At 71.6% G+C, this 22,863-nt stretch carries 21 protein-coding genes; 9 read left to right on the top strand and 12 right to left on the bottom strand.

The window, feature by feature from the left end:
• The first annotated feature begins 8 nt into the window (after positions 1-8).
• The 3 genes from G6O69_RS05105 (at position 9) to G6O69_RS05095 (ending at position 4,540) form a co-directional block, all read left to right on the top strand.
• A complete protein-coding gene (locus G6O69_RS05105) occupies positions 9-2,384 on the top strand; it encodes a hypothetical protein (protein WP_172302405.1) in 2,376 nt (791 codons plus the stop codon).
• Positions 2,381-3,619, top strand: coding sequence for a hypothetical protein (locus G6O69_RS05100; RefSeq protein ID WP_172302404.1), 1,239 nt, complete (start codon positions 2,381-2,383; stop codon positions 3,617-3,619). Before G6O69_RS05105 ends, G6O69_RS05100 begins: the two co-directional genes overlap by 4 nt.
• Before the next feature lie 105 nt (positions 3,620-3,724).
• Entirely contained in the window at positions 3,725-4,540 is an 816-nt protein-coding gene (locus tag G6O69_RS05095; protein WP_172302403.1) for a hypothetical protein, read from the top strand.
• Here the strand turns inward: G6O69_RS05095 and G6O69_RS05090 are convergent.
• A complete protein-coding gene (locus tag G6O69_RS05090; RefSeq protein WP_172302402.1) occupies positions 4,524-5,813 on the bottom strand; it encodes an O-antigen ligase family protein in 1,290 nt (429 codons plus the stop codon). The genes G6O69_RS05095 and G6O69_RS05090 overlap by 17 nt on opposite strands.
• 84 nt (positions 5,814-5,897) lie before the next feature.
• Between G6O69_RS05090 and G6O69_RS39790 the strand changes: the two genes are divergently transcribed.
• Positions 5,898-6,593, top strand: coding sequence for a hypothetical protein (locus G6O69_RS39790; protein WP_255215701.1), 696 nt, complete (start codon positions 5,898-5,900; stop codon positions 6,591-6,593).
• A 508-nt stretch (positions 6,594-7,101) separates the two neighbouring features.
• Here G6O69_RS39790 and G6O69_RS05080 read toward each other — a convergent pair.
• Together G6O69_RS05080 and G6O69_RS05075 are read right to left on the bottom strand one after the other, a co-directional pair.
• Entirely contained in the window at positions 7,102-8,400 is a 1,299-nt protein-coding gene (locus G6O69_RS05080; RefSeq protein WP_255215700.1) for an XRE family transcriptional regulator, read from the bottom strand.
• A gap of 115 nt (positions 8,401-8,515) precedes the next feature.
• Positions 8,516-11,401 (bottom strand): serine/threonine-protein kinase, encoded by a 2,886-nt coding sequence (locus G6O69_RS05075; protein ID WP_172302399.1) that lies wholly within the window; start codon positions 11,399-11,401, stop codon positions 8,516-8,518.
• Positions 11,402-11,512: 111 nt separating this feature from the next.
• Between G6O69_RS05075 and G6O69_RS05070 the strand changes: the two genes are divergently transcribed.
• Together G6O69_RS05070 and G6O69_RS39320 are read left to right on the top strand one after the other, a co-directional pair.
• Positions 11,513-12,919 carry a hypothetical protein gene (locus G6O69_RS05070; protein ID WP_172302398.1) on the top strand — a complete coding sequence of 469 codons (1,407 nt, stop codon included), beginning with the start codon at positions 11,513-11,515 and terminating at the stop codon, positions 12,917-12,919.
• Between the two features lie 105 nt (positions 12,920-13,024).
• The gene (locus G6O69_RS39320) at positions 13,025-13,996 is read left to right on the top strand and encodes an FHA domain-containing protein (RefSeq protein ID WP_172302397.1); all 972 of its coding nucleotides are present in this window, start codon (positions 13,025-13,027) and stop codon (positions 13,994-13,996) included.
• A gap of 19 nt (positions 13,997-14,015) precedes the next feature.
• On the opposite strand, the gene G6O69_RS05060 is transcribed toward G6O69_RS39320, so the two are convergent.
• From G6O69_RS05060 to G6O69_RS05030, 7 genes are all read right to left on the bottom strand, one after another.
• Positions 14,016-14,798, bottom strand: coding sequence for a hypothetical protein (locus G6O69_RS05060; RefSeq protein WP_172302396.1), 783 nt, complete (start codon positions 14,796-14,798; stop codon positions 14,016-14,018).
• Between the two features lie 167 nt (positions 14,799-14,965).
• Positions 14,966-15,130 (bottom strand): hypothetical protein, encoded by a 165-nt coding sequence (locus tag G6O69_RS05055; RefSeq protein WP_176396637.1) that lies wholly within the window; start codon positions 15,128-15,130, stop codon positions 14,966-14,968.
• Positions 15,105-15,284 (bottom strand): hypothetical protein, encoded by a 180-nt coding sequence (locus tag G6O69_RS05050; protein ID WP_176396521.1) that lies wholly within the window; start codon positions 15,282-15,284, stop codon positions 15,105-15,107. Before G6O69_RS05050 ends, G6O69_RS05055 begins: the two co-directional genes overlap by 26 nt.
• A gap of 188 nt (positions 15,285-15,472) precedes the next feature.
• Complete coding sequence (locus G6O69_RS05045) at positions 15,473-17,608, bottom strand: DUF4215 domain-containing protein (RefSeq protein WP_172302394.1); 2,136 nt, start codon at positions 17,606-17,608, stop codon at positions 15,473-15,475.
• A gap of 117 nt (positions 17,609-17,725) precedes the next feature.
• On the bottom strand, positions 17,726-18,580 hold the full coding sequence (locus G6O69_RS05040) for a class I SAM-dependent methyltransferase (protein ID WP_172302393.1): 855 nt from the start codon (positions 18,578-18,580) through the stop codon (positions 17,726-17,728).
• Between the two features lie 38 nt (positions 18,581-18,618).
• Entirely contained in the window at positions 18,619-19,101 is a 483-nt protein-coding gene (locus tag G6O69_RS05035; RefSeq protein WP_172302392.1) for an FKBP-type peptidyl-prolyl cis-trans isomerase, read from the bottom strand.
• Between the two features lie 10 nt (positions 19,102-19,111).
• Entirely contained in the window at positions 19,112-19,360 is a 249-nt protein-coding gene (locus G6O69_RS05030) for a hypothetical protein (RefSeq protein ID WP_176396636.1), read from the bottom strand.
• A 31-nt stretch (positions 19,361-19,391) separates the two neighbouring features.
• Between G6O69_RS05030 and G6O69_RS05025 the strand changes: the two genes are divergently transcribed.
• The 3 genes from G6O69_RS05025 (at position 19,392) to G6O69_RS05015 (ending at position 20,961) form a co-directional block, all read left to right on the top strand.
• Positions 19,392-20,066: a hypothetical protein gene (locus G6O69_RS05025; protein WP_172302391.1), complete on the top strand. Its 675-nt coding sequence runs from the start codon at positions 19,392-19,394 to the stop codon at positions 20,064-20,066.
• Positions 20,067-20,150: 84 nt separating this feature from the next.
• Positions 20,151-20,480, top strand: a complete 330-nt coding sequence (locus G6O69_RS05020) for a hypothetical protein (RefSeq protein WP_172302390.1) — start codon at positions 20,151-20,153, stop codon at positions 20,478-20,480.
• Positions 20,481-20,592: 112 nt separating this feature from the next.
• Positions 20,593-20,961, top strand: a complete 369-nt coding sequence (locus G6O69_RS05015; protein WP_346017004.1) for an arsenate reductase family protein — start codon at positions 20,593-20,595, stop codon at positions 20,959-20,961.
• An 81-nt stretch (positions 20,962-21,042) separates the two neighbouring features.
• On the opposite strand, the gene G6O69_RS05010 is transcribed toward G6O69_RS05015, so the two are convergent.
• Positions 21,043-22,032 (bottom strand): LLM class flavin-dependent oxidoreductase, encoded by a 990-nt coding sequence (locus tag G6O69_RS05010; protein ID WP_172302389.1) that lies wholly within the window; start codon positions 22,030-22,032, stop codon positions 21,043-21,045.
• Complete coding sequence (locus tag G6O69_RS05005; protein ID WP_172302388.1) at positions 22,029-22,820, bottom strand: SDR family oxidoreductase; 792 nt, start codon at positions 22,818-22,820, stop codon at positions 22,029-22,031. Before G6O69_RS05005 ends, G6O69_RS05010 begins: the two co-directional genes overlap by 4 nt.
• Positions 22,821-22,863 lie beyond the last annotated feature (43 nt).

Here is a 22,863-nt window from a genome sequence, read left to right as displayed (position 1 = left end):
ATGCCGCGGTGTCCGAGCCGGCGCAGCAAGGCGAGCGCGCGAGCAAGCTGCCGTGGTCGCGCGCGCTCTTGCTGATCGCCGTTGCCGGTCCGGCGCTGTGTCTAGGCGGCGTCAAGCCCTGTGTGATTCCTTCGTTTTGCGTGGTGGTCTTCGCGCTCTTGCTGCGTCGCTGCCTGCGAGACCGCGCGGCGCTGCGCGTACCTGCGTGGTGGTGGCTGGGCGCGGCCGCGGCCGGGCTGACCTTTTTACAGTGGATGCCCCTGCCGCCGGCGCTGCTCGACGCGCTCGCGCCGGGGCTGCGCTCGACCCTCGGCGAGCTGCTCGCGGGCACGCGCGCGTGGCCGTGGTCGCGGCTGAGCGTGCAGCCTGGGCAGACGGCCCTCGAGTGCGCGCGCCTGCTGGCGCTGACCGGGCTGTTCGTCGCGGCCGCGCAGCTGAGCTGGCGCCTGGTCGCGACGCAGGTGGCCGTGGCCAGCAGCGCCGTCGCGCTGATCGGCCTGGTCCAGAAGCTCGCCGGGGCCGAGGCGATCTACGGCGTCTACAGACCGCGCCAGGACTTCTTCGCCCTCGGCCAAGGACGCGGCACGCCGCTGCTGACGAGCTTCGTCAACCCCAACCACCAGTCGGCGCTCTTCTTGCTCGGGGTGTTCGTGACCGCGGCCCTGGCCATGGACCTGCGCAGGCGAGCGAGCCGCTCGCGGGGGGATCGCCACGAGCGCGAGCGCCTGGCCGACCGCGCGTACCTGGCCTGGGGCGCGGTGGTCGTCCAGGCCACGGCGCTGGTGCTCTCCATGTCCCGCGCGGCCCTGGTCGCCGCGCTGATCGTCGCGCCGCTGGCCGCCTGGCTGGGCACGCGCGGCGGCCCGCGGCGCGCCGTGGCCGGGCCGGGGGAGGGCCGCTGGGCTCGCCGCCTGCTGCCGGGGATCGGCGTGGCGGTCCTACTGGCGATCGCCGCCAGCGAGGGCGCCTGGGCGCAGCTGTCGACCCTGGGCGATCGCCAGGCCTTCATCGATAAATTTCGCGTCGCCTACGAGGGCGCCGGGCTGATCCCGATGTCGCCGGCGCTCGGGGTCGGGCGCGGGGCCTTCGTGGACCTCTTCCCCCTCGTCGACTCGCAGCCGGGGGTGGTGCAGTTCACCCACCTCGAGTCCACGCCGGTGGCGGCCATGGTCGAGTGGGGCCCGGTCTTTGGGCTTGGGCTGATCGTCGCGCTGGCGCTGTGGTGGCTGGCGAGCATGCGCGCGGCCGAGGGCGCGGCGCGGCGCGTCGCGCTGTGCGGGCTGCTGGCCGTGGCGATCCAGGCGGGGGCCGACTTTTGCCTCGACTATCTGGGGGTGGCGGCGCCGGTGGTGGCGATCGCGGGGACCTTGGGCCTGGCGCGCGCGCGGGCTGGCGCGCGCGAGTGGACCCCGCGGGCGGTGCTCGTGGTGGCCGGGCTCGGGGCGATCGTGGGCGTGGCGATGTCCGTGACCGCGATCCCCAAGAGCTGGTCGGCGCGCCACGATCGCGACCTCGCCCTGCTGGCGGGTGATGCCCCGGCGGGGGCGACCTCGACAGCGCTGCTCGACACGCCCCTCGATCCCTTCGTGCACCTGGTGATGGCGCGGGAGCTGGCCGCGGCCGGCGAGTGGTCGGCCGCCGCCGAGCGGGCCGAGGTCGCCGCGCGCCTGCGCCCGGCGGCCCTCGACGCGCGCCTGCTCGCGGCCGTGGCCGCCGCGAAGCTCGGGCGCCCCCTCGACGCCATCGAGCACCTGCGCGGGGGCCTCGAGCACCTGCGCGAGCCGGCGCCGCCGGAGCTGATCGACTTCTTGCTCGAGCGCTTCCCAGAGCCGGGCTCGCTCGCCGCCTTCGCCCCGGAGGACGCCGGGGCTTGGGCGAGCTTGGCCCAGGCCCTGCGCGAGCGCTCGCCGGCCCACGCCCGCGCCCTGGCCCAGGCCCGCGTGCGCACCCACCCCGAGGATCCCGAGCCCCTGCGCCTCCAGGCGCAGCTGGCCCTGGCCGCCAAAAACCCCGGGCTGGCCCTGCACCACGCGCGCTTTTTGGTCAGCCTGCGCCCCGACGAGGCCCTGGCCCACAAGCTGCGGGCCGACGCGCGCTACGCCCTTCGTGACCCCGAGCAGACCCGCGCGGCCGTGGCCGAGCTCGAGCAGGCCCGCGATCGCTCGCGCATGGACGACCTCGCGGTGATCGACGAGATGCTCGTGCTCGGGCTGCTGCGCCTGGGCGACCGCGAGTCCCTCGAGCGCGCCGAGCTGGTCCTCGACGAGCTCCTCGCCCGGCGGGCCGAGCCGCAGGCACGCCGCCGCCGCGAGGCCCTGGCGGATCGCGTCGCGGAGGCGCTGGTCGGCCATGACATGAGGGAGCAGCCGAGGGCGGACCCATGAGCGGCGCTCGCCCGGAGTCCGTGCGCCGCAGCCTGTCGTGGACCTTGCTCGGCGAGCTCGTGTTCGCCGCGGCCCAGTGGCTCGCGCTCATGGTCGTCGCCAAGCTGGGCTCGCCCGAGGCTCTGGGTCGCTACTCCCTGGGCCTGGCCGTGGCCACGCCGATCTTCGTGTTCGCCAACCTCCACCTGCGCCCGGTCTTCGTCGTCGCCGCCGAGGGGCGCTGGGCCTTCGCCCACGCCTTCGCCCTGCGCCTGGTCGCGCTGCCGCTCGCGCTGGCGGCCACGGCCGGCTTTTGTCTGGTCCGCGGGTGGCCGTGGGAGACCGCCGTGGCCGTGCTCCTGGTCGGGCTGATCCGCGCCAGCGGCTGCGCCTCCGACATCCTCTACGCGCGGGCGCAGCGGGCCGAGACCATGCGCAGCATCGGGATCTCGCGGGCGCTGCGAGGCGGGCTGTGGATCGGCCTGCTCGCCCTCGGCCTGCGCCTCGGCGGCGAGGTGGCGGCCCTCGCCCTCGTCGCCGCCGGCCTGGCCGCGGTCACGCTCTTCTACGACCTGCCCAGGGCCGCCGCCCTCGGCGAGCCCGGCTCGGCGCGCCCGCGCTTCGACTGGCCGCAGCTGCGCGCGCTGGCCCGCCACGCCCTGCCCATGGGCCTCGCCGCCGGCCTGCTCGGCTTCACCCTCAACGCGCCGGCCTACGTCCTGGAGGGCAGCCACGGCCTCGAGGTGGTCGGCTTCTTCGCCGCGGTCTTGTCGATCATCCAGGCCAGCGGCGTGTTCAACATGGCCCTGGGTAACGCCGCGATCCCCCGGCTGGCGCGGCTGTCCGCCGAGGACGCGCGCGGCTTTTGGGCCCTGCTCGCCAAGCTCCTCGCCGCCGTCGCGGCCCTCAACGGGGCGGGGCTGCTGATCGTGATCGTCGCGGGAGATCTCTACCTGCGCTACGCCTACACCCCGGCTTACGTGGCCTATCACGACCAGCTGATCCTCGCCGCCGTCGCGGCCGTGATCGTGGGCCTGGCCAACATGCTCTCCCAGACCCTCACCGCGCTGTCGCGCTTTCGGGCCCAGCTGGTGATCAACGCCGTGGCGCTGGCCGTGTCGATCGCCGTCGCGGCCTGGCGGATCCCCGCGCGCGGCCTCGACGGCGCGATCGAGACGCTGCTGGCCCTGGCCGGCTTTCGCTTCGTGGTCTACCTGGGTGCCAACTTGGCCCTCGGTCCCAGGCACCCGCGCTGAGATCTCGGCAAACGAATTGCCCACCATTTCGATGTCCCGCGTTCAGCGCGGCCGACCCAATAGCCTGGCCCAAAGGCGTGGGCTGAGATACCTTTGGCCGCCGTCATGGGCGTCAATCACAGAGTCCTGAGCGATCTCCTGTCTTCCAAGCCGGCTGTGGCCAAGCTCTTCGACGCGATGCGCGAGGGAGACCTCGCCGCCGAGCCGCGGACGACCGTGGACGCGGTCGCGGCCCTCGAGGGGGTGAGCCGCCGCGAAGCCGTGGACGCCCTGCGGGCCCTCGAGGGCGCGGGGGTCGGCGAGTTCAAGGTCGGGCGCAAGGGCCACCCGAGTCGCCTCGAGTGGACCGTGGATCCCGAGGCCCTGGCCGAGGGGGTGGAGGAGGGCGATCTTTCCGAGCTGCCGACGCTCGAGCCCGCCGCGCCGGCGGCCGCGTCTGCACCCGAGAGCAAGGCCAAGGCCAAGCCAAAGGCCAAGGCCAAGGCCAAGGCGGCGCGCAGCGAGCTCTCGCTCTTCGAGGAAGACGCGGACGCGGACGCGGGCTCTGGCGAGGACGAAGAGCCAGACGCCGTGGCTGCCGCGGGCGAAGCCTCGTCGGCCCTCGAGGAGGTCGCGGCCGAGGGCGCAGATGGGGGCCCTGAAGCAGCGCAAGCAGCAGATGCCGCGGCGCTGGAGCCCGTTGGCGAGCCCGCCAAGCAAAAGCGCAAGGGTCGGCGCAAGCGTGGGAGCCAGGGCGCGCCGGCGGTCGCCACGTCGGAAGCACCCGCGCCCGCGCCCGCGGCGAGCGTCGGCGGTGGGATCGAGCACGTCCATCGCCTGCGCGCCGACTTCGAGGTCCGCGTCGCCCTGCCCGCGGACCTCAGCCCCGCCGAGGCCAAGGTGCTCGCCGACTGGGTCGCCAACCTCAGCTTCGAGCGCTGAGCCGGCCCCCGCCGCCGTGGCTCGGGTGTCCCTGGCCCGCGCGTCGGCGCAGCGCCCCGCCGCGCAGGGGCATCCACGCCAGCGCGAGGATCACGAAGGCGTGGCGCCAGTGGATGCTGTCGATGACCAGACTCTCGACCAGCAGCCCGACGATCCCAGCCGCGATCGCGGCGCAGAGCAGCTGCTCCTCGTCGTCGGCCGCGTCGATGGCGTACCAGGCCGCGCGGGCGCCCGAGAGCACCATGAAGGCGGTCAGCGAGAGCAGGCCCAAAAAGCCGTTCTCGATCAGCGTGCGCACGTAGGTGCTGTGCGTGGCCCGACCAAAGGTGTGCTCGGACTGGCCGGGGCCGATGCCCAGGGGGTGCTCGAGGCTGGTCAGCAGCGCCTCCTCCTGGGTCGCGAAGCGGTGCGTGTCGTAGGACTGCATCTTCAGGCGCATGGCCAGCATGTCCTGGACCGCGTCGAGGCTGAGGACCTCGAAGAGCGCCGCGGCGAGGGCGACGATCGCCACGGGCAGGGCGATCATCGTGATCAGCTTGGCCCGGGGGGAGCCGACCGAGAGCAGGCGCAGGGCGAAGAACACCGCGGCCGAGAGCGCGAAGTTGATCCACGCGCCGCGCGAGTAGGTGAGCAGGATGACCAGCGCCGCGACCAGCAGGCAGCCCAGCCACCACCAGCGCCGCCGCCCGTGCAGGGCCATGAGCCGGGCCAGGGCGTAGACGGCGATCGGCACGCTCCACGCCCCGAACACGTTGCCGTCCTTGAACAGGCCGTTGAGGCGGCCGTTGTGGAGCATCAGCTCGCCCAGGGGCAGCAGGCCCAGGCTCGTCGCCACGCCGAGCACCCCGCAGCCGACCATGGCCACGGACCAGCCGCCCATGATCGCGTGGATCCGCGGCGCGCAGCTCGGCTGGGACTCGTCGTGGATCAGCCCGACGAGACCCAGCCACAGCGCGAGCAGGTAGAGGGTGATCGCGGCGAAGCGCAGGGCCACGTTCAGCGAGGTGACCGCGGGCAGCGAAAAGGCGTTGGCCAGCAAGAACAGGCCGAGCAGCGCCGAGGGCAGCAGGATGCTGGTGTCGAGGCGGACGCGGCGAGCGAGGAGGGCGGCGGCGAGCAGCAAGACCGCGAGCAGGTCGAAGGGGGCTGGCTCGAAGAACACCACGCCGCCGGTGGCCATCAACGCGAAGAGCAGGCGATCCCAGCGACGCGCCCGACGGCCGCGGGCGGGCGCGGTGGCCGAAGGGGCGCGCTGCGGGAGCCGGCGGGGCATCGGAGCGAGCCTAGCAAGGCTTCGCGGGCTGAGCCCAGCTTCAAATGTGCGGTGATCCCGAGGTGCTGCTAGCATCGCCCGGCCATGACATCGCCCGACTCGAACTGGCAAGGCTCGCGTCTCACAGGTCTTTGCCTCGCAGCCCTGGCGTGCGTGGGCTGCAAGCCGAGCGCCTCTCTCGACGAGCCCGAGCCACAGGCGTGCCCCGAGCCGCCGCCCGCGGCGATCGTCGAAGCGAGCCCGGAGAAGCTGTCTCCGGCGCTGGTCCACGGCGCCTACGCCTACGAGTTCTCGCCCGAGGGCGACAACCTCATGGGGGAGACGGTCATCGACTTCGTGGGCGATCTGGCGCGCTTTCGAGTGCGCTATCTCGACCGGCCAGAAGGTACGAGCGCTGCGTCGAGCTACGCGACCTGCGAGGCCGAGGTCGAGGTCCCGATCCGCTGGACCGCGACGGGCTTTCGTGTCGAGTACACGCTCACGGTGGCCGCTACCCGTGGGGACTTCACGCGCGGGGAGCTGGAGCCCACCGCCGACGGCAGCCGCCGCTCGAACACCAACAAGCACGTGGAGTCCTGCTGGATGACGGTGCTCGAGGGGGAGTACGTCATCTACGAGGTCGACAGCGCGACCACGCGCGGTCGACCCAAGTCCTTTCGGCTGGTCGAACCGGACGGCAAGGAGAATAGGGCGTGGGCCCACGAGCCGCCGAGCGAGTCGGACTTCGTGCGCCGCATCGACGAGTATTTTTGGCATGAGGCGCCGGCGGGGGGAGGCTGAGCGCTCACTCGAAAGGTGTGGCCCCAGATCGCCGCAAATGCAGCAGGGGTGGCGTGCTGAACCCCGCGGAGTTGGCACAGGTCGGGGAGCTTGGATCCTTTCTTGGTGTACTGATCCGAGAGCTCGTTGGAGACGACGACGTGGCCGTGTAGGTCCGCGTGCAGGACGATCGCTGGGTCCGCGACGCCGAGATATCTGCGGACGTTTTGCGGTGGGTAGTCGCGGATGACCTTCCCCGCGAGCAGATCCGACTCGAGGCGCGTCAGCGCCGAGTTCATCGCTGGATCTCCCGAAGTCTTTCTGGACCAGCCAGGAGCATGGAGATCGAGGAAAGTAACGAGATCAGGCACCTGCTTGCGCAGCTCCCCGTAGACTCGATCGATGACGAAGAGTTGTCTTCCGCTCGCTGCGGACGCGAGGACCGTCCACACGCGGGGGAAAGTGTCGTAGGGGTACCAAATCTTCCAAGCATTCACGAAGTAGCTGGTGTCGATGGAATAAGCCACGCTCACTGCCTCCCTTTGCTGCGCCATGAGTCGTCGAGCGCGATGAGGGGGAAGGCATCCATCCGGGGGAGCTTCTGCTCGGGCTCGGGCTCCTCTTGCTGGCGCGCCCGAGCTCGCTTCGGCTGAGCGAGCCTGAGCGCAGTATCGAATTGGACGCCGAGGAGCTCCAGGGCGTCCGACGCCGAGGGGGTACCAGTCGTCGCCGCCGAGGCCAGCAGCTGGGTGAGCCCCGACCCATACCAGGAAGGGTAGCTGTTGTATGGCGAGCCACCGGACTTCTTGGGCGGCTTTGGCTGGCGCCGCAAGCTGGCGACGAAGCGGCCGAAATCGTGTGGCTGTGCGCGGTGTAGGGAGGCCGCGCGCCGACCCGCGAGCAGCGGCGTCACCTTCAGCGCTGTGCCGACCTGCTGGAGGTGGCTCGAGTCCAGCTCCCTCCTGGTCTGGCTTCCCCACGCACGCTCGAAGGTGTCCGTGGGCAGCAGTAGCGCCTCGGCGACCTCGTCGCAGAAGCGTTCGATGTCGGGCTTGTCCTCGTCGAAGTCGGCGATGTCTTCGTTCGACACGCCAGAGCCTCCGGTCACGAGGTGGGCGAGTTCGTGGCCCAAGGTGAAGAGCTGGGCCGCGTCGAGGTCCTTGCGGTTGATGAAGATGACTGGCGCGAGCTGCTCTTCGTCGATCAGCGTGAAACCCTTGAATTCCTCGGGATCCAGGGACCACCGCGTCTTGTTGGAGACCTGGCCCATGCGAAGGACGAGCACCCCCATGGTCTCCAGCTTGGCTCGGATCGCCTTGAAGAATTCATCGGCGTCGCTGGCCGACTCGCGCAGGGTCTCGAGCTCGAGCGCGGCTCGTAGATAGTCGGCCACTACCTGTGCCGGAGCGCGCTCGGACATGGCCCCGACGAGGGTGACCGGGCTGTCTCGTTCGTGGGAGCGATACTCGGCGACCCAGGTCTGTATCGCCAGGGCGTGCTCGATCGCTCCCCGGAGGTTTTGTGAGAGCACCGCGAGGGGGCGCTGATTGCTGGTTCGGAAGTCGACGATGCCGAGGTCATCGAAGACGCGCGGCGGCTCGTCGTAGTGGAGCCAGCGCTCGGGGATGCGGAAGATCTCGGCGAGACGGCGCTGCTGTGCTTCCGAGGGGCCGCCGTCTCCTCGCTCCCAGCCTTCGATTGTGCTCGCGTCGATGGTCTTGCGATTCAGCTGCTTGGCGACGTCGGCGCGACTCAGCATGGCGCGCGCTCTGGCCCACTCCAGGACTGCTGGAGACACTCGCCTCCTGGCTGACGCTGCCCTCGCCATGTCGACCAGAATAGCCCGAGTTCGAGTGCTGATGGAATTTCGCTGTCCACGACGGTGGCCAGCTCTCGAGCCGTCCTGGTCTCGGGGCATCGCCAGAGCTTGGCGCCTGTGACGCTCACTCGTCGGGGTGCGCCGCCAGCCAGCCCTCGAGCGCCGCGGACCGCTCGTTGTTTTGCGGGTCGTTCGTCCGACAGTCACGAAGCCCTTCCGCTGCGACGGCGCGGGCCCGAGCGTGGTCGCCCTCCGCCCAGAGCACGCGGGCGTGGACGGGGCCGACGACGCAGCGGGCGGCCTCCTCGGGCGGACGATCGCGGCTCTCGGCGAGGGCGAGGTCGAGCTGGCGTCGGGCCGCGCCCAGGTGCGCTGGGCCGAGCTCGAGGAGCGCGGCGATCAGCGGGGCGCGGACGTTGGTGATGAAGTTGTGGCCCGCGGGCAGCCGGGCTTCGCGGATCTCGAGCGCGCGGGCGAAGGAGGCGCGGGCGGGCTCGATCTGGCCGAGGCCGAATTGGGCGAGGCCGAGGCCCTGGAGGCGCCGGGCCATGAGCAGGTCGTCGGCCTCGAGCTGTCCGTTGGAGATCGCCAGGGCGCGGCCATAGATCTCGAGCGCGGCGCGGTGGTCTTCGCGCTCGAGCTCCAGGCTGCCGAGGTTGTCGAGTACGCGGGCGACCTGGAGGTCCTCGCGGCCGAGCCTGGCCTCGCGGATCTCGAGCGCGCGCTCGAGGTGTTCGCGGGCGCGCTCGGGCTGCTCGAGCACGCGATAGATGACGCCGAGGTTGTTGTGCATCGCGGCCACGTCGTCGCTGCGCGGGCCCTTGCTGGCGATCCAGATGTCCAGCGCGCCCTCGAAGGCCTCGCCTGCCTCGCGGTAGCGGCCGGTGCGGACATAGAGGGCCCCGAGGCTGTTGAGGCCGCGGCCCGCGAGAGGGTGCCCGCGGCCGACCTCGGCGGTCCACAGCGCCTGGGCGCGCTCGAGGTGGGCCTGGGCGAGCTCGTAGTTGGAGAGCTCGAGCTCGATGAGGCCGAGGTCGTCGAGGATCTCCGCGCGCAGCAGCGGGCTCGGGTTCGCGGCGCCCTCGTGCAGGGAGAGGGCCTCGGCGTAGGCCTCGCGCGCGGCGCTGTAGTCCCCGCTGCTCTCGAGCGCCTCGCCGCGGTTGAGGGCGAGCTCGACGCGCGAGGCATCGTCGCCGGTGTAGCGGATCTTGGCTTCGGCGAGGTCGGCCCAGCGCAGCGCGGCCTCGACCTCGCCCTGGCGATAGCCGACGACGTGGGTGAGGGCGAGGGCCGCGGACTGGGCGACGAAGAAGGCCCCGTGGGCCTCGGCCTCGAGGTAGGCGCGCTCGTAGGCCGCGGCCGAGGTGTCGGCCTCGGCGAGGTCGTCGAAGATCAGCCCGCGGGCGAGCTCGACCTCGGCGATCAGCGGGGAGTAAGCGCTCTCGGCCGCGGCCGCGGCGAGGCCCTCGACCTCGGCGCGGGCGTCCTCGAAGCGCCCGGCTCGCTCGAGGGCCCGGACCTCGCTGAGCGCTCGGTAGCCGGCCGCGACCTCGCTGGCGACGGCCGGAGGGGGCGGCGGGATCTCGGCGGTGAGGTAGTCGAGGTCGGCGCAGCGGCTCAGCGCGGGCAGTGACTCGGCCGCGCTCACGGCTCGCTGCCCGACCTTGGCCGCGCGCTCGGGACTGGCAGCGTCGGCGTCGAGGAGGACCCCGACGAGGGCCTCGAATTCGCGGGCGTGTCCGTCGAGGCAGCGCATGCGCGCGTCCATCAGCGCCTCGGACTGCTGGCCGAGCACGCGGGTCGCCTCACAGCTTTGCTCGCGCGCGCCCTGCCACTCGCTCGCGTAGGCGTCGAGGCGCGCGTCCACGGCGAGGGCGGTGGCCTGGGGGTCCGCGAGCTCGAGGCCGAGCAGGGCGTCGCGCAGCCCGGCGCGGGTGTCCTCGGTCCACAGGGGGATCGGGTCGCCGGCGCGCTCGCAGAGCTCGGGCTGTCCGCCGAGCCCGACGAAGGCCGCGGTGGCGATGGCGAGGGTCGCCGCGCTCAGCGTTCCACCGATGGCCAGCGCTCGCCGGCGCGCGCGGAGGTCGGGATCGAGGGCGCGCAGGAGCGCCTCCATCGACGGCCAGCGCCCCGCGCGAGCGCCGAGGCCACGGACGAGGGCCGCGTGCACCCAGCTCGGGACCGGGTGCGCGCGAGAGGGCGGGCGCAGCCGCCTGGTTTCGATGTCGGCGAGCAGCGCGGGGAGGTCGACGCCGGTGAAGGGGCGATGGCCATAGAGCGCCTCGTAGAGCGCGACGCAGAAGCTGAACTGATCGCTGAGCGCGTCGGCGCGCCCGCCCGCGAGGACCTCCGGGGCCATGTAGGCCGGCGTGCCGACGAGCACGCCCGTCTTGGTCAGCGCGTCGGCGCGTGGCCGCGGGCCCTCGGCGCGCCCAGGTTCGAGCTCGAGCTCGAGCTCGGGGAGGGCGAGGCCAAAGTCGGCGACCCGGACGCGCCCGTCGTCGCCGATCAGCACGTTCTCCGGCTTGAAGTCGCGGTGGACCAGCCCGGCCTCGTGGGCCGCGTGCACGCCTCGCCCGGCCTGGACGAACAGGCGCAAGCTCGCCTCCCAGCCACCCTCGCCCACGCCCTCGCTCAGCCAGCGCTCGAGGGTCGGGCCCTCGACGTACTCCATGGCGATGAACACCTGCTCGCCCACGCTCCCGACCTCGTAGACGACGACCACGTTCGGGTGCGTGAGCCGAGCCATGGCCTGGGCCTCGCGCAGGAGTCGGCGCTGACGCTGGCGCGAGCGCGAGGTCGGGCGGACCAGCTTGATCGCCACGCGGCGATCGAGGTCCTCGTCGATCGCCTCGTAGACCACGCCCATGGCACCCTCGCCGAGGACCCGGCGCACGCGGAAGTGACCGAGCTGCTCGGGGAGCGGGAGCCTCGGCGAGAGCGGCCCGACCTCGCTCGACCGGGTTGTCTCGGAGTCGGCGATGTCGAACTCATAGCGTGGGTCGAGCACGAGCGTCGCCTGGCCGCGGGGTGGGGTGTGCCCCACTCGGGGTCGAGCGCGACGGAGGCGTAAGGTCGATGTCATGGTCTGGCCAGCGCGCGCGGCCCAGAGTGCTTGGCCATGGGAAACACAATTCACGTCGCAAACAAGCTCCGCGAGAAGATCTACGTCGTGGTCGCGCCGGACACCGGGTGGGCGATCGCCGATCTCTGCGCTGCGGGGGCCTCGCTGCTCACCGGCCTGAATTCGGTGGCCTCGGCGGCGGCCGCTGCCGGGACCATCGACGACGTCGTCAAGATCTCGAGCCTGATCGCCGCGATCAAGGCGGTCAGCTTCGGGTTGACGGCCGATACCCTCGATGACGCGCTCAACGCCATGGACGCCTTCAAGAGCGACGCGATCGAGATCGGCCCGGGGGACTACGCGGCCGTGGCCGAGAAGACGACCGAGAACCCGCTGAACTACCTCAGCCCCAGCGGCTGGGCGGCGATCTCGGGGGCGAGCGACATGGCGCTGCTGATCCTCAGCGAGTCCGGGAGGATGTTCGCCTCGTTCTCGAGCAACTCGGATCACTCGTGGGTGGTGACCACGGATCGGGTCGTCCGCGCGCGCTACGGCAAGATCTGGGTCGAGGACGCCGCGGCCGGGTGGAAGCCCTGGGAGGGCACCTACGCCGGGCGGGCGCTCAGCGAGGACGGCCACAGCTGGCCCAGCGCGCTCGAGCCCCTGGCCGCGGGGGGCTGGCGCACGCGTCACCCCGTCAGCCTCCAGCCGATGACCGGCCAGCTCTGGGGCGCCTACGTGGGCGTGGGGAGCGACGAGATCCTCCACGGGCGCGCGCCGATCGAGACCTCGAAGCTCGCGGCGCTCGAGCGGATCTTCCACGACGAGTGGGAGACCCATGACAGCGTCGCGTTGACGACCTATGGCGACAGGATCGTCGCCGGGATCGTCGGCAAGAACAAGACGGTCTACCTCGGCTACTACGACAACTACGCGTGGCACGTCCACCACTTCGCCGACTGGCAGACCGAGCACGCCGTGGCCCTCGTCGGGCTCGGCGAGGACATCATGGTCGCGCACACCGGGCTCAGCGGGGGACTGCACGTCGCCTACGTCCGCCTGCCGAGCTTCGAGCTGATCAACGGGGGCGTCGCGACCATCCCCGATTTCACGACCAAGCTCGCGCCGACGCTGGCCACCGACGGCTCGAAGCTGGCGATCGCGGCCGTCCGCGAGGACGGTGCGGCCTGTGTGTTCACCGGCAACGACGGGAGCTACACCCGGCTCTTTGGCGACTGGACCACGGCCAGCCCCCTGGGCCTCGCCTACCACGGAGGCGAGCTGCACCTGTCCTTCATCGGGGACATCCACGGCGGCATCCATGTCGCGCGCTCGAGTGACGGGAAGACCTGGGCGAGCACGCCGACGAGGATTCTCTCGGGCTATCTGAGCCGCAACCAGGCGCCGCTGTGCTCGGCCTTTGGCAAGCTGGTGATCTCGGTGTCGGGGGTGCCCACGCGCTGACGAAGGGCGCGGCTCGGGGCGAGCCGACCTGCGAGCGGGGCAGGCCTCGCCCCGCTCGCGGGTCTCGTTGACAGCGCGAAGCCGCCCTCGCTAGCGTCGGATTGGATGAAAACGTGGCGACTGGAGTTCGAGGCGGGCGGTGACTATGCCCTACGCCCTGGGGTGACGGTGGTCGGTCGCAGCGCCGCGTGTGACATCGTGCTCGATGATCCGGCGGTCAGCCGCCGCCAGCTGCTCTTGCACGTGCGCGCCGAGGGAGTCGAGCTGGTCAAGCTCGGCCGTCGAGCGACCCGCTGCGGCGGCGTCGAGTTCGAGGGCGAGCACCTGGCCAAGGCTGGAGAGCTCGTGGAGATCGGCGGGCGGGCCTTCGCCTGGCTGCGCGCGCTTCCGCAGCGAAAGTGGCGCGCGCGCTGGCTGCTGCGCCTCGACGGCGGCCCGGCGATCGGCATGCGCAAGACCCCCTTCACCATCGGCAGCGGGCCGAGCGACGACCTTCGAGTCGCCGACTGGCCACCTTCGGCGCTGCGCCTCCACGACGCCGAGCGAGCGCTGATCGCCGAGCTCGCGGCGCCCAAGCTGCTGCGCGCGGGGCAGCAGGCCGGCTTCGACGCCGAGGGCCTCGTGCGCATGGCCCCCGAGCAGGGCCTCGAGCTCGGCGGCCGCAGGCTCGAGATCGTCGCCACGGCGACGCAGCTCGAGCGCAGCACTCGGCTCGACGACGGCCCCGTGGAGCTCTCGCTCGAGCGCTACGAGCGAGGCGGCGCCCTGCACCTCGGCCGTGGCGGCGAGCGGCGCTCGGTCTACCTCGCCCCGCGCCGCTTCGCCCTCGTTCGCGCCTTGATCTCGCCGCGGCCACCGACCACGCCCGGGGAGCTCGTCGGCGTCGGCGAGCTGTGCCGGGCGATCTGGCCCGAGGACGCGGCCAAGGACGAGACGGACTTCAACGTGCTGCTCTACAGAGTCCGCCGGGCGCTGTTGCAGGCGGGCTTCGACGTCGACGAGCTGATCTGCCGCGAGCGCGGGACGGGCATGCTGCGCGCGCCCCTGGCGGCCGTGGCGAGCGTGCGCGTGGACTGAGGGCTGGCTCGGCAGCGGCTCAGCAGCGGCGGGTGCCGTAGGCGAAGGACATCCCGTTTGTGAAGCCGACGATCGCCTGGATCCCGTCGAACCAAGCCGTGACCGCCAGCGCCTGCTCGGGCGCGGGGCGAGCCAGGACCTCGTGGGTCAGCGACACGCCGAGCACGCCCACGCTGGCCAGGCCCCTGATCTTGGCGCCCGGGACGCAGCGATGGATGAAGCCCATGCCGAACTCGGGGCCGTGGCGCAGGCCGTAGACCGGCGCGGAGGTGTCGAGGTGGCCGCTGCCGCCGAGCACGGCGCTGGTGCGGTAGCTGATGATGAAGGCGTCGCGGATCAGCAAGCCCACGCCGAGGCCGAGCTCGGCGAGCAGGCGCCGGGCCGGGGACTCGAGCCGGGGCATGTGATCGTAACGAAAGGCCGCGTGCGGGCGCAGGGCCAGGCCGAGGCCGGGGATGTTGACGAGGGTGGGGTCCGCCCAGCGCGAGAGCACCATGTCGTAGCCGAGCTCGAGGCGCATGGTGAACTGCGTCGGGGTCAGCGTGGTCTGGCCGACGGGGATGCGCGCGCCGGCGTCGAGGCGAAAGGAGGGCAGGCTCGCGAGCTGAAAGGGGGCGGGGCTCGGGGGCTCGTCGAGCACGGAGGGCTGGGTGCTCGCGCTCGCCGAGCTCGCCTCGGTCGCGCTCGTCTCGGTCGTGCTCGTCTCGACTGCGCTCGCTTCGGGGTCTCGCGCTGCCTCGACCGAGTCCTCGCCTTGAGGCGCCGCGAGCAAGGCGAGCACGAGCACGAGCGTGGCTTTCACGCTGACGATGATATCGGCCGGGGCAGACGAGGAACTAGCAGGGAGTGGCCGTTATCCGGCGCGAAAGCACGCGCAGCGGCCATTTGAGCGCACGCGGGTGATCCCCCGGGTGCACTTCCACGCCTCCAGGCTAGCGCTCGGGTGGGCGGCCGGCTCGCCGTCGAGCTTCACTCGGAGGGCTCGCGCAGCGCGGCGAAGCGCGTCCGCGTCCACTTCGACGCGCCCGGCCCCGGGCGAAACTCGAGGTCTCGCCCGCGCAGCACCTCGCCATCTTCTCCGCGCATCCGCTGACGGGGGATCGGTCGATCACAGCGGCGGTCGATGACCGCCATCGGCTCCTTGCCCTCGCCAGAGCTCCACGGGCCGCCCACTGGCGCAGGGCCGTGAGCACCATGGATAGAAGGCCTCGCGGATGATCAGCAAGGTCCACCAGTCGCCCAAGACGTCGAGGGCCCGGGCTACGGAGCAGGCTGACGGCAGCTTCACGCAGATCGACTGGGACAGGGCGATCCGCGAGGTCGCCGATCGGCTTGCGACGGTGCGTGACGCTCCCGTGGGGGACGGTTCTGGCGGTGTTGTGAGAGTAGTGATGCCCATCCCCCTCGCGGAGCGAGGGGGCGTTCGCCGCGAAGCGGCGGACGTGCATGGCCCCAGTCGCCAACGCAGCGAGGGGGTCAAAACAGCGGCAGCGCGCCGACGCTGGCGGGGACCTCGTTGTCGCCAATGAAGTCCAGGTTCCCGTAGCCCAGCCGCCCCTCGCCGCTGTCGCCCCAGCACAGCACCCGCCCGTCCTCACGCACGGCGCAGGTGTGGTTCCCGTCCACGAAGATGTCGGTCGCGAGCCCGCCGATCTCCACCGCCCCCGCGCTCGAGGGCAGCTCGTTGTCGCCGACGTTCGTCGCGTTGCCGTAGCCCAGCTGCCCGCGCGCGCCCCAGCCCCAGCAGCGGATCGTCCCGTCGTCGAGCAGCGCGCAGGTGTGCGCCGAGCCGGCGTCGACCTCGACGGGGGTGCCGCCGACGTCGACGGCGCCGACGCTGGCGGGGGTGTTGGCGAGGCCGATCCAGGCCACGTTGCCGTAGCCGAGGCGACCCTCGTTGCCCTTGCCCCAGCACTTGATCTCGTCGCTGTCGAGGAGCACGCAGTTGTGGAACCACCCGCCGGCGATCTGCTTGGCGGTGCCGCCGAGGGGGACGTCGCCGGCGCTGGCCGGGGTCTCGTCGTCGCCGATGTCGTTGGCGTTGCCGTAGCCGAGCTGGCCGTTGTTGGACTCGCCCCAGCAGCGCACCGCGCCGGTGTCGAGCAGGGCGCAGGTGTGGGCGAAGCCGAGCGCGAGCTGCTCGACCGTGCCGCCGACGTTCACGGGGCCGAAGGTGTCGACGTGCTCGGCGGGGGTCTCGTCGTCGCCGACGTCCTCGGAGAAGGCGCCGAGGGCGTAGCCGAGCCGGCCCTCGTTCTCGCGGCCCCAGCAGACGAGGTCGCCGCCCTGGAGCACGGCGCAGCTGTGGAAGGCGCCGCCTTCGGTGTGCAGGAGCAGGGGCACGCCGCCGAGGTCGAGGACGCCGGCGCTCGCGGGGGTCTCGTCGTCGCCGATGATCGTGGTGTTGCCGTAGCCGAGCTGGCCGTCGGTCGGTCGGCCCCAGCAGCGCACGGGGTTGTTGGCCTGGTCGAGCATGGCGCAGGTGTGCGAGATGCCGGTGACGAGGGTGGCCACGCTGCCGCCGACGTCGACGAAGCCCATGCTGTGGGCGAGCTCGTCGTCGCCGATGTTCTCCTCGCTGGCGTAGCCGGTGCGTCCGTCGTCGCCGTTACCCCAGCAGCTGATCTTGCCGTGGTCGTACTGGGCGCAGGTGTGGTTGCCGCCCATGGCCACGTGGGTGATCCGCGTCAGGCTGCAGTCGTTGTGGCAGGCGTCGTCGTCGTTGGCGTTCTGGTCGTCGCACTCTTCGTTGTCGGCCCACACGAAGCCGTCGCCGCAGGTCGGGAGGGTGCACAGCGTGGTGCAGTCGTCGGTGTCGTCGGCGTTGCCGTCGTCGCACTCTTCGCTGGGGCCCTGGTCCCCGTCGCCGCAGCCGTTGAGCACGCAGCCGGTCAGGCAGTCCATGCCCGGGCCGATCTCGTCCTCGCCGGGGTCACACTCCTCGACGCCCTCCCACTGGGCCCCGTCGCCGCAGACGTTGAGGGTGCAGCTGGCCGTACACTCGGCGCTGTCGGAGTTGAGCGCGCCCTCGTCACACTCCTCGTTGCCGGCCCACACGAAGCTGTCGCCGCAGCTGGCCGCGACGCAGGTGCTCAGGCAGGCGTCGGTCTCGATCGCGTTGCCGTCGTCGCAGTCCTCGCCGGTGTCGACGATCCCGTCGCCGCAGGTCCCGGTCGTGCAGTCGCTGTTGCAGCCGTCGCCGTCGATCAGGTTGCCGTCGTCGCACTGCTCGCCGGGGCCGGTGAAGCCGTCGCCGCAGACGTTGACCTCGCAGCCGGGGACGCAGGCCTCGTTGGGCCCGATCTCGTCCTCGCCGGGGTCACAGGCCTCGACGCCCTCGTAGATGAAGCCGTCGCCGCAGACGTTGAGCACGCAGGTGTCGAGGCACTCGTCGCTGTTCGACTCGTTTTGGTCGTCGCACTCCTCGTCGCCCTCGACGACGCCGTTGCCACACTCTTGCTCGCCGATGTCGGTCTCGGTGTCGGCCGTGTCCTCGAAGCTCCAGCTGGTCTCTTCTTGATCGGGGTCGACGTAGGTGACGGCGTCGGTGCGACCACAGCCGATCAGCGAGAGGGCGCAAGCGGCCGTTGCGCGACGAATGGCGACGCTCATGGATCGGAATTTACACCCGAAATCAGGCCTTGTCCGGCGCTGGCGGGCATTTTGAGGCGATCCACGCAGGCGTGAAGGATCCCGCGGGCGTGGCCATGCAGGTCCGGAGCCCACGGCTCAGCGCATCCTGGCGACGACCAGGACCCGGTTCTCCCAGCCCGTGGCGCGGCCGAGCAGGCCGAAGCCGACGATCCCCGCGCGCAGGACGGGGTTGCGCTTGTTCTTGGCGAGGAGCTCGCGCAGCGGGGTGGAGCGCGGGACGAGCTCGAGCACCTCGAAGCCGCGGTCACCGAGGATCGTGGTCCAGGCCCGGCGGCCGAATTTGAAGATGTGTGTGCCGGGGTGGACGCCGACGTCGACCTCGCGGCCCTGCTGCAGGCGCCCGTGGACGCGGCCGCGGAGAAAGAGCACGTGGTGATAGACGCTCTCCTGGGCCGGGGTCTCGGCGATGAGCACGCCCCCGGGCCGGAGCACTCGCCGGACCTCGTCGAGGAATTGTGCCGGCTGATCCATGTGCTCGATGACGTTGAAGGCCGCGACCACGTCGAGGGAGGCGTCGCCGTAGTGCGCGTCCAAGGTCCCGTAGCGGACGGCCCCGGGCATGCGCCGGTTGGCCTCCTCGACCGCGCTCTCCGAGAGGTCCGCGCCCTCGGCCTCGAAGCCGGCGCCGCGCGCCTGGTAGACGAAGTCACCGTGCATGCAGCCGACCTCGAGCACGCGCGGGTGGCTGTGCGGGGCGATGTGCCGGGTGAGCTGATGCAGGCGCGCCGCGTTCTCGCCGTGGACGGTGGCCTCGACCTCGAGGTAGGCGGCCTCGTCGTCGGCGTGAAAGTCGTCGTCGAAGCGGGCGGGGTCGCACCACATGACCGCGCAGTGCGGGCAGCGACGCACGCGAAAGCGGGGCAGCTCGAGGTGCACCGGGGCCTGGCTGTAGCCACAAAACACGCAGTCGGGCAGATCGTGGCTGGTCACGGGCCCCAGTCTACACCCGCTCGCGGGCGCCGGCCGGCTCAGCCCTGTGCGAGGTCCACGAGCTCGACGAGGAAGGTCAGGTTGGCGTCGGGCGGCACCCCGGGCAGCTTGCGCCCGCGATACCCGAGCTTGGGCGGGACCGTGATCCTGCGCCGCTCGCCGACCTGCATGCCCTCGACGCCCTCGTGGACCCCGGAGATCACGTCGTTGCTGTGGCCGAGCTTGAAGTAGAGCGGCTTGTCGCCGTGGGAGCTGTCGAGCTGGGCGCCGCCGGGGAGCAAGGCCACGTAGTGCACGCGCACCCACTGCCCGCGCGCGGCCTCGGGGCCCTCGCCGCTGGCGAAGCGCTCGATGAACACGCAGGCCCGGCCCTCGGTGGTGTCGCGCAGGCTCGCGGGGTCGCAGGTCTCGCTGACGACGGCCGCGGGCTCGCCCTGGTAGGCCGCGGCGGGGGCCGGATCCTTGGCGCAGGCGAGGGCGAGCAGGGCGAGGGCTGTCGGCGCGAGGCGGAGGGGCTGCATGGTGAGTCGTCTACTCCCAGGTCTGGGCGCTCGGGCTCCAGCGTCCGCGCGCGCGGCCGTCGAGCACGGGGATCTTGCCACGGGAGACCGTTGAGCCGCACCTCCTCGGTGTAGCTCGTGTGCCACGCAGGAGGGAGGCCGGCGGATCATGCACACAAGGCGAACTCGAGCTGACCGGGCAACTTCGGCCGAGCTCGCGGAGGAGGCCGCGGACCGAGCCCGAGCTCGGCCAGACCACGAGCGAGCTCGGTCCGTTCACCGATCGACCCGCGTACCTTATCGTCCCCCTGATGGTCGAAGGCACCAACCATCGGCTCGCGCGATCCTCGATGGGTCTGGCGACCCTCGGCCTCGCGGGGGCCGTGGCTTGTCATCCGAGCGAGAGCCCGGCCCCCCAAGCTTCGCCGCCCACGAAGCCCGTCGCCGGGCTTGCGGACTCCGCCAGGCTGCGGGCGCGACTCGGGCTCGCCGCCTCGGACCCCGAGCTCCCCCAGCTCAGGGCCGAGCCGCGCGACGGGCATCTCGAGCTGCTCGTGGACGGTCGCTCGCTCACCACGCTCGAAGGCGAGGGCGCGGCATGCTCGTTGCTGAGCAACTCGACCCCGTGGCTGACATTCGAGGGCTCGCAGGCCATCGCTCTCGTCATCGGCGAGCGCCCCGCCTTCGTCGGCGTCGAGCTCGCGAGCGAGCGACTCCGCTGCTGGGAGCTCGACTCGCCGCCGCCGCCCACCTTCGACGGACCCCCCGCGCGCGAGATCGAGAGCGACGAGAGCTCGAGTGCGCTGGAGATCGGCCCGCAGGCGACAGGGGCACAGCCCGCGACGGTCGAGCTCGCGTGGTTCGAAGACGAGCTCGCGCTGAACTGGGCCCCGGCTGGCTCCGCAGCTTCGCGCTGGTCCACGCCGACTGCGAGTCGAAGAGCGCGCGCCTGCTTGCGCAGCAAGCCAAAGGTGGCGTGGCCCTGAGAGTCGAGCTCGACTGTTACGACTGCGAATCCTGTGACGACGCTGCTCGATCGGAGTGGTCGATCTTCGATCTCTGGCAAGCCGGTGACCAGCCCCCCCTACTTGATGGCGCGCGCGACGAGCATCGTCGACCAAGAAAACACGGGCGACCGGGGCGTCGAGATCCGCACGCGAGAACACGAGCGGAGCTGGCCGTGGAGTGGCGCTCGACTCCGCCACCTCGAAGCCGAAGAGATCACCGACAGCAGCGAGATCTCGTGCTCGGACGAGGGCGAGGACTGCTGCACGACCGAGCTTCATCGAGAGCTCCAACTCGAGACCTGGTCGCTGATCTCCGAGTCCGGCGACATCGCCTTCGAGCTCGATCTCAGCCCGGTCGATCCAGCCCCCGAGCAGGACTCGGACTGCGACTGACTGTCACCGATCGTGGGCGAGCCCAGCTCGGCGGGCCAGTACCCTCACCGGGGTCGAAAGTCGGGGAGGCGATCCACTGGACGCGGGGGGGAGGATCGGCGACAAGTCGCCCGTGAGCGCCGACAAGCCCATCGAGGTCTACCAGTACCCCAAGTGCTCGACCTGCAAGAAGGCCTTGAAATGGCTCGACGCTCAGGGCGTGGCCTACCGCAGCATCGACATCGTCGAGAAGCCGCCGAGCAAGTCCAAGCTGAAGACGGCCATGCGCCTGGCCGGGGTCGAGCTGCGCAAGCTCTTCAACACCTCGGGGCAGAGCTACCGGGGCGGGGGCTGGAAGGACAAGCTGAAGACGGCCAGCGAGGACGAGGCCCTCGCCGGCCTGGCCGCGGACGGCAAGCTGATCAAGCGTCCGCTGGTGGTCGGCGAGGACTTCGCGCTGATCGGCTTCAGGGAAGCCGAGTGGTCCGAGCAGCTGGGCTGAGCTGCGGGCTCGGGTGAGTGGGCCGAGCGATTCGGCGTCGAGCGAAGCTCGCTCGGGTCGAGTCGGGTGAGTGGGCCGAGCTCAGAGCGTGGCGCCGACCTCGGCGAGGAGCTCGTAGGAGCGCCGCCGGGCGCTGTGGTCGAAGATCGAAGAGGTGACGATGAGCTCGTCGGCCTTGGTCTCGTCGATGAAGGCGCGCATGGTCTCGCGGACGCGCTCGGGGCTGCCGACGGCGGTGCACGAGAGCACGTGCTCGAGGATCGCCTGGGCCCGCGGGGGCAAGGCGTCGAGGTAGCCGCGCTTGGGCGGCTGGAGCTCGCCGGCCTCGCCGGTGGTCCGCAGGGCCACGAAGGTCTGCTGCATGGAGGTCGCCAAGAACTCGGCCTCGGCGTCGCTGTCGGCGGCGAAGACGTTGTAGCCGAGCATGACGTAGGGCGCGTCGAGGTGGATCGAGGGCCGGAAGCGCTCCCGGTAGAGGGCGACGGCCTCCATCATCTGCTGGGGCGCGAAGTGGGAGGCGAAGGCGTAGGGCAGGCCGAGGGCCGCGGCGAGCTGGGCCCCGAACAGGCTCGAGCCGAGGATCCAGACGGGGACCTTCAGGCCCTCGCCGGGGATCGCCCGCACGCGGCGGCCGGGCTCGGGCGGCGCGAAGTAGTCCATGAGCTCGACGACGTCGCGGGGGAACTGATCCACGTCGGCGTTGAGGTTGCGGCGCATGGCCATGGCGGCGGCGCGGTCGGTCCCGGGGGCGCGGCCGAGGCCGAGGTCGATGCGCCCGGGGTAGAGCGCGGCGAGGGTGCCGAACTGCTCGGCGACCTGCAGCGGCGAGTGGTTGGGGAGCATGATCCCCCCGGCGCCGACTCGGATCTCGCGCGTGCCCTCGGCGACGAAGCCGAGGGCCACGGCCGTCGCCGCGCTGGCGATGCCGGGCATCGAGTGATGCTCGGCCATCCAAAACCGTTCGAAGCCGAGGGCCTCGGCGTGCTGGGCGAGGTCCCGGGCGTTGCGCAGGGCTGTGCCCGCGTCGCCGCCCTGGACGATCGGGGCGAGGTCGAGGACGGAGAGCTTCATAGGCTGTCGAGCACGCCGCCGTCGACGCGCAGGGCCGCGCCGGTGGTCGCGGAGGCTTGGGTGGAGCAGGTGTAGACGACCATGTTGGCGACCTCTTCGACCGTGGCCGGGCGGCGGAGGATCGACGAGGGCCGCTCGTTGACGACGAAGTCGACGGCGACCTCCTCGACGCGCTTGCCGGTGGCCGCGACCTGCTCGGCGAGCATGTCCTCGACGCCCTTGGTCAGGGTCGGGCCGGGGAGCACGGAGTTGACGGTCACGCCGGTGCCGGCGAGGCGCTTGGCGAGGCCGCGGGCGATCGAGACCACGGCGGTCTTGGTGAAGCCGTAGTGGATCATGTCGGCGGGGATGTTGAAGGCCGACTCGGACGACAAGAACACGACGCGACCCCAGCCGCGCTCGGCCATGGCCTTGGTGTAGGCGCGGGCCAGGCGGACGCCGGACATCACGTTGACCTCGAAAAAGCGCGTCCACTCCTCGTCGGGGATGTCGTAGAAGTCGTGCGGCCCGAAGATGCCGAGGTTGTTGACGACGATGTCGTAGTCGGGGTGCGCCGCGACGAGGGCGGCACAGCCGGCGGCGTCGCCGAGGTCGATGGCCGCGGCGTCGAGCTTGGCCCCGGGGACGGCGGCTTTGATCTCGGCGATGGCCGCGTCGACGCTCTCGCGGCGCCGACCGTTGACGGTGACCTGGGCGCCGGCAGCCGCCAGGCCCTGAGCGACGCCGAAGCCGATGCCCTGGGTGGAGCCGGTGACCAGCGCGCGTTTTCCGGATAGATCGATCTGCATGCGTTCGTTCTCGCGGCGCTTGATTCGTTGGTGACGCGCCACA

It is taken from the genome of Pseudenhygromyxa sp. WMMC2535, assembly GCF_011083025.2.
The sequence above is the reverse complement of the archived record's forward strand: the minus strand, read 5'-3'. Positions and strand labels throughout refer to the sequence as shown.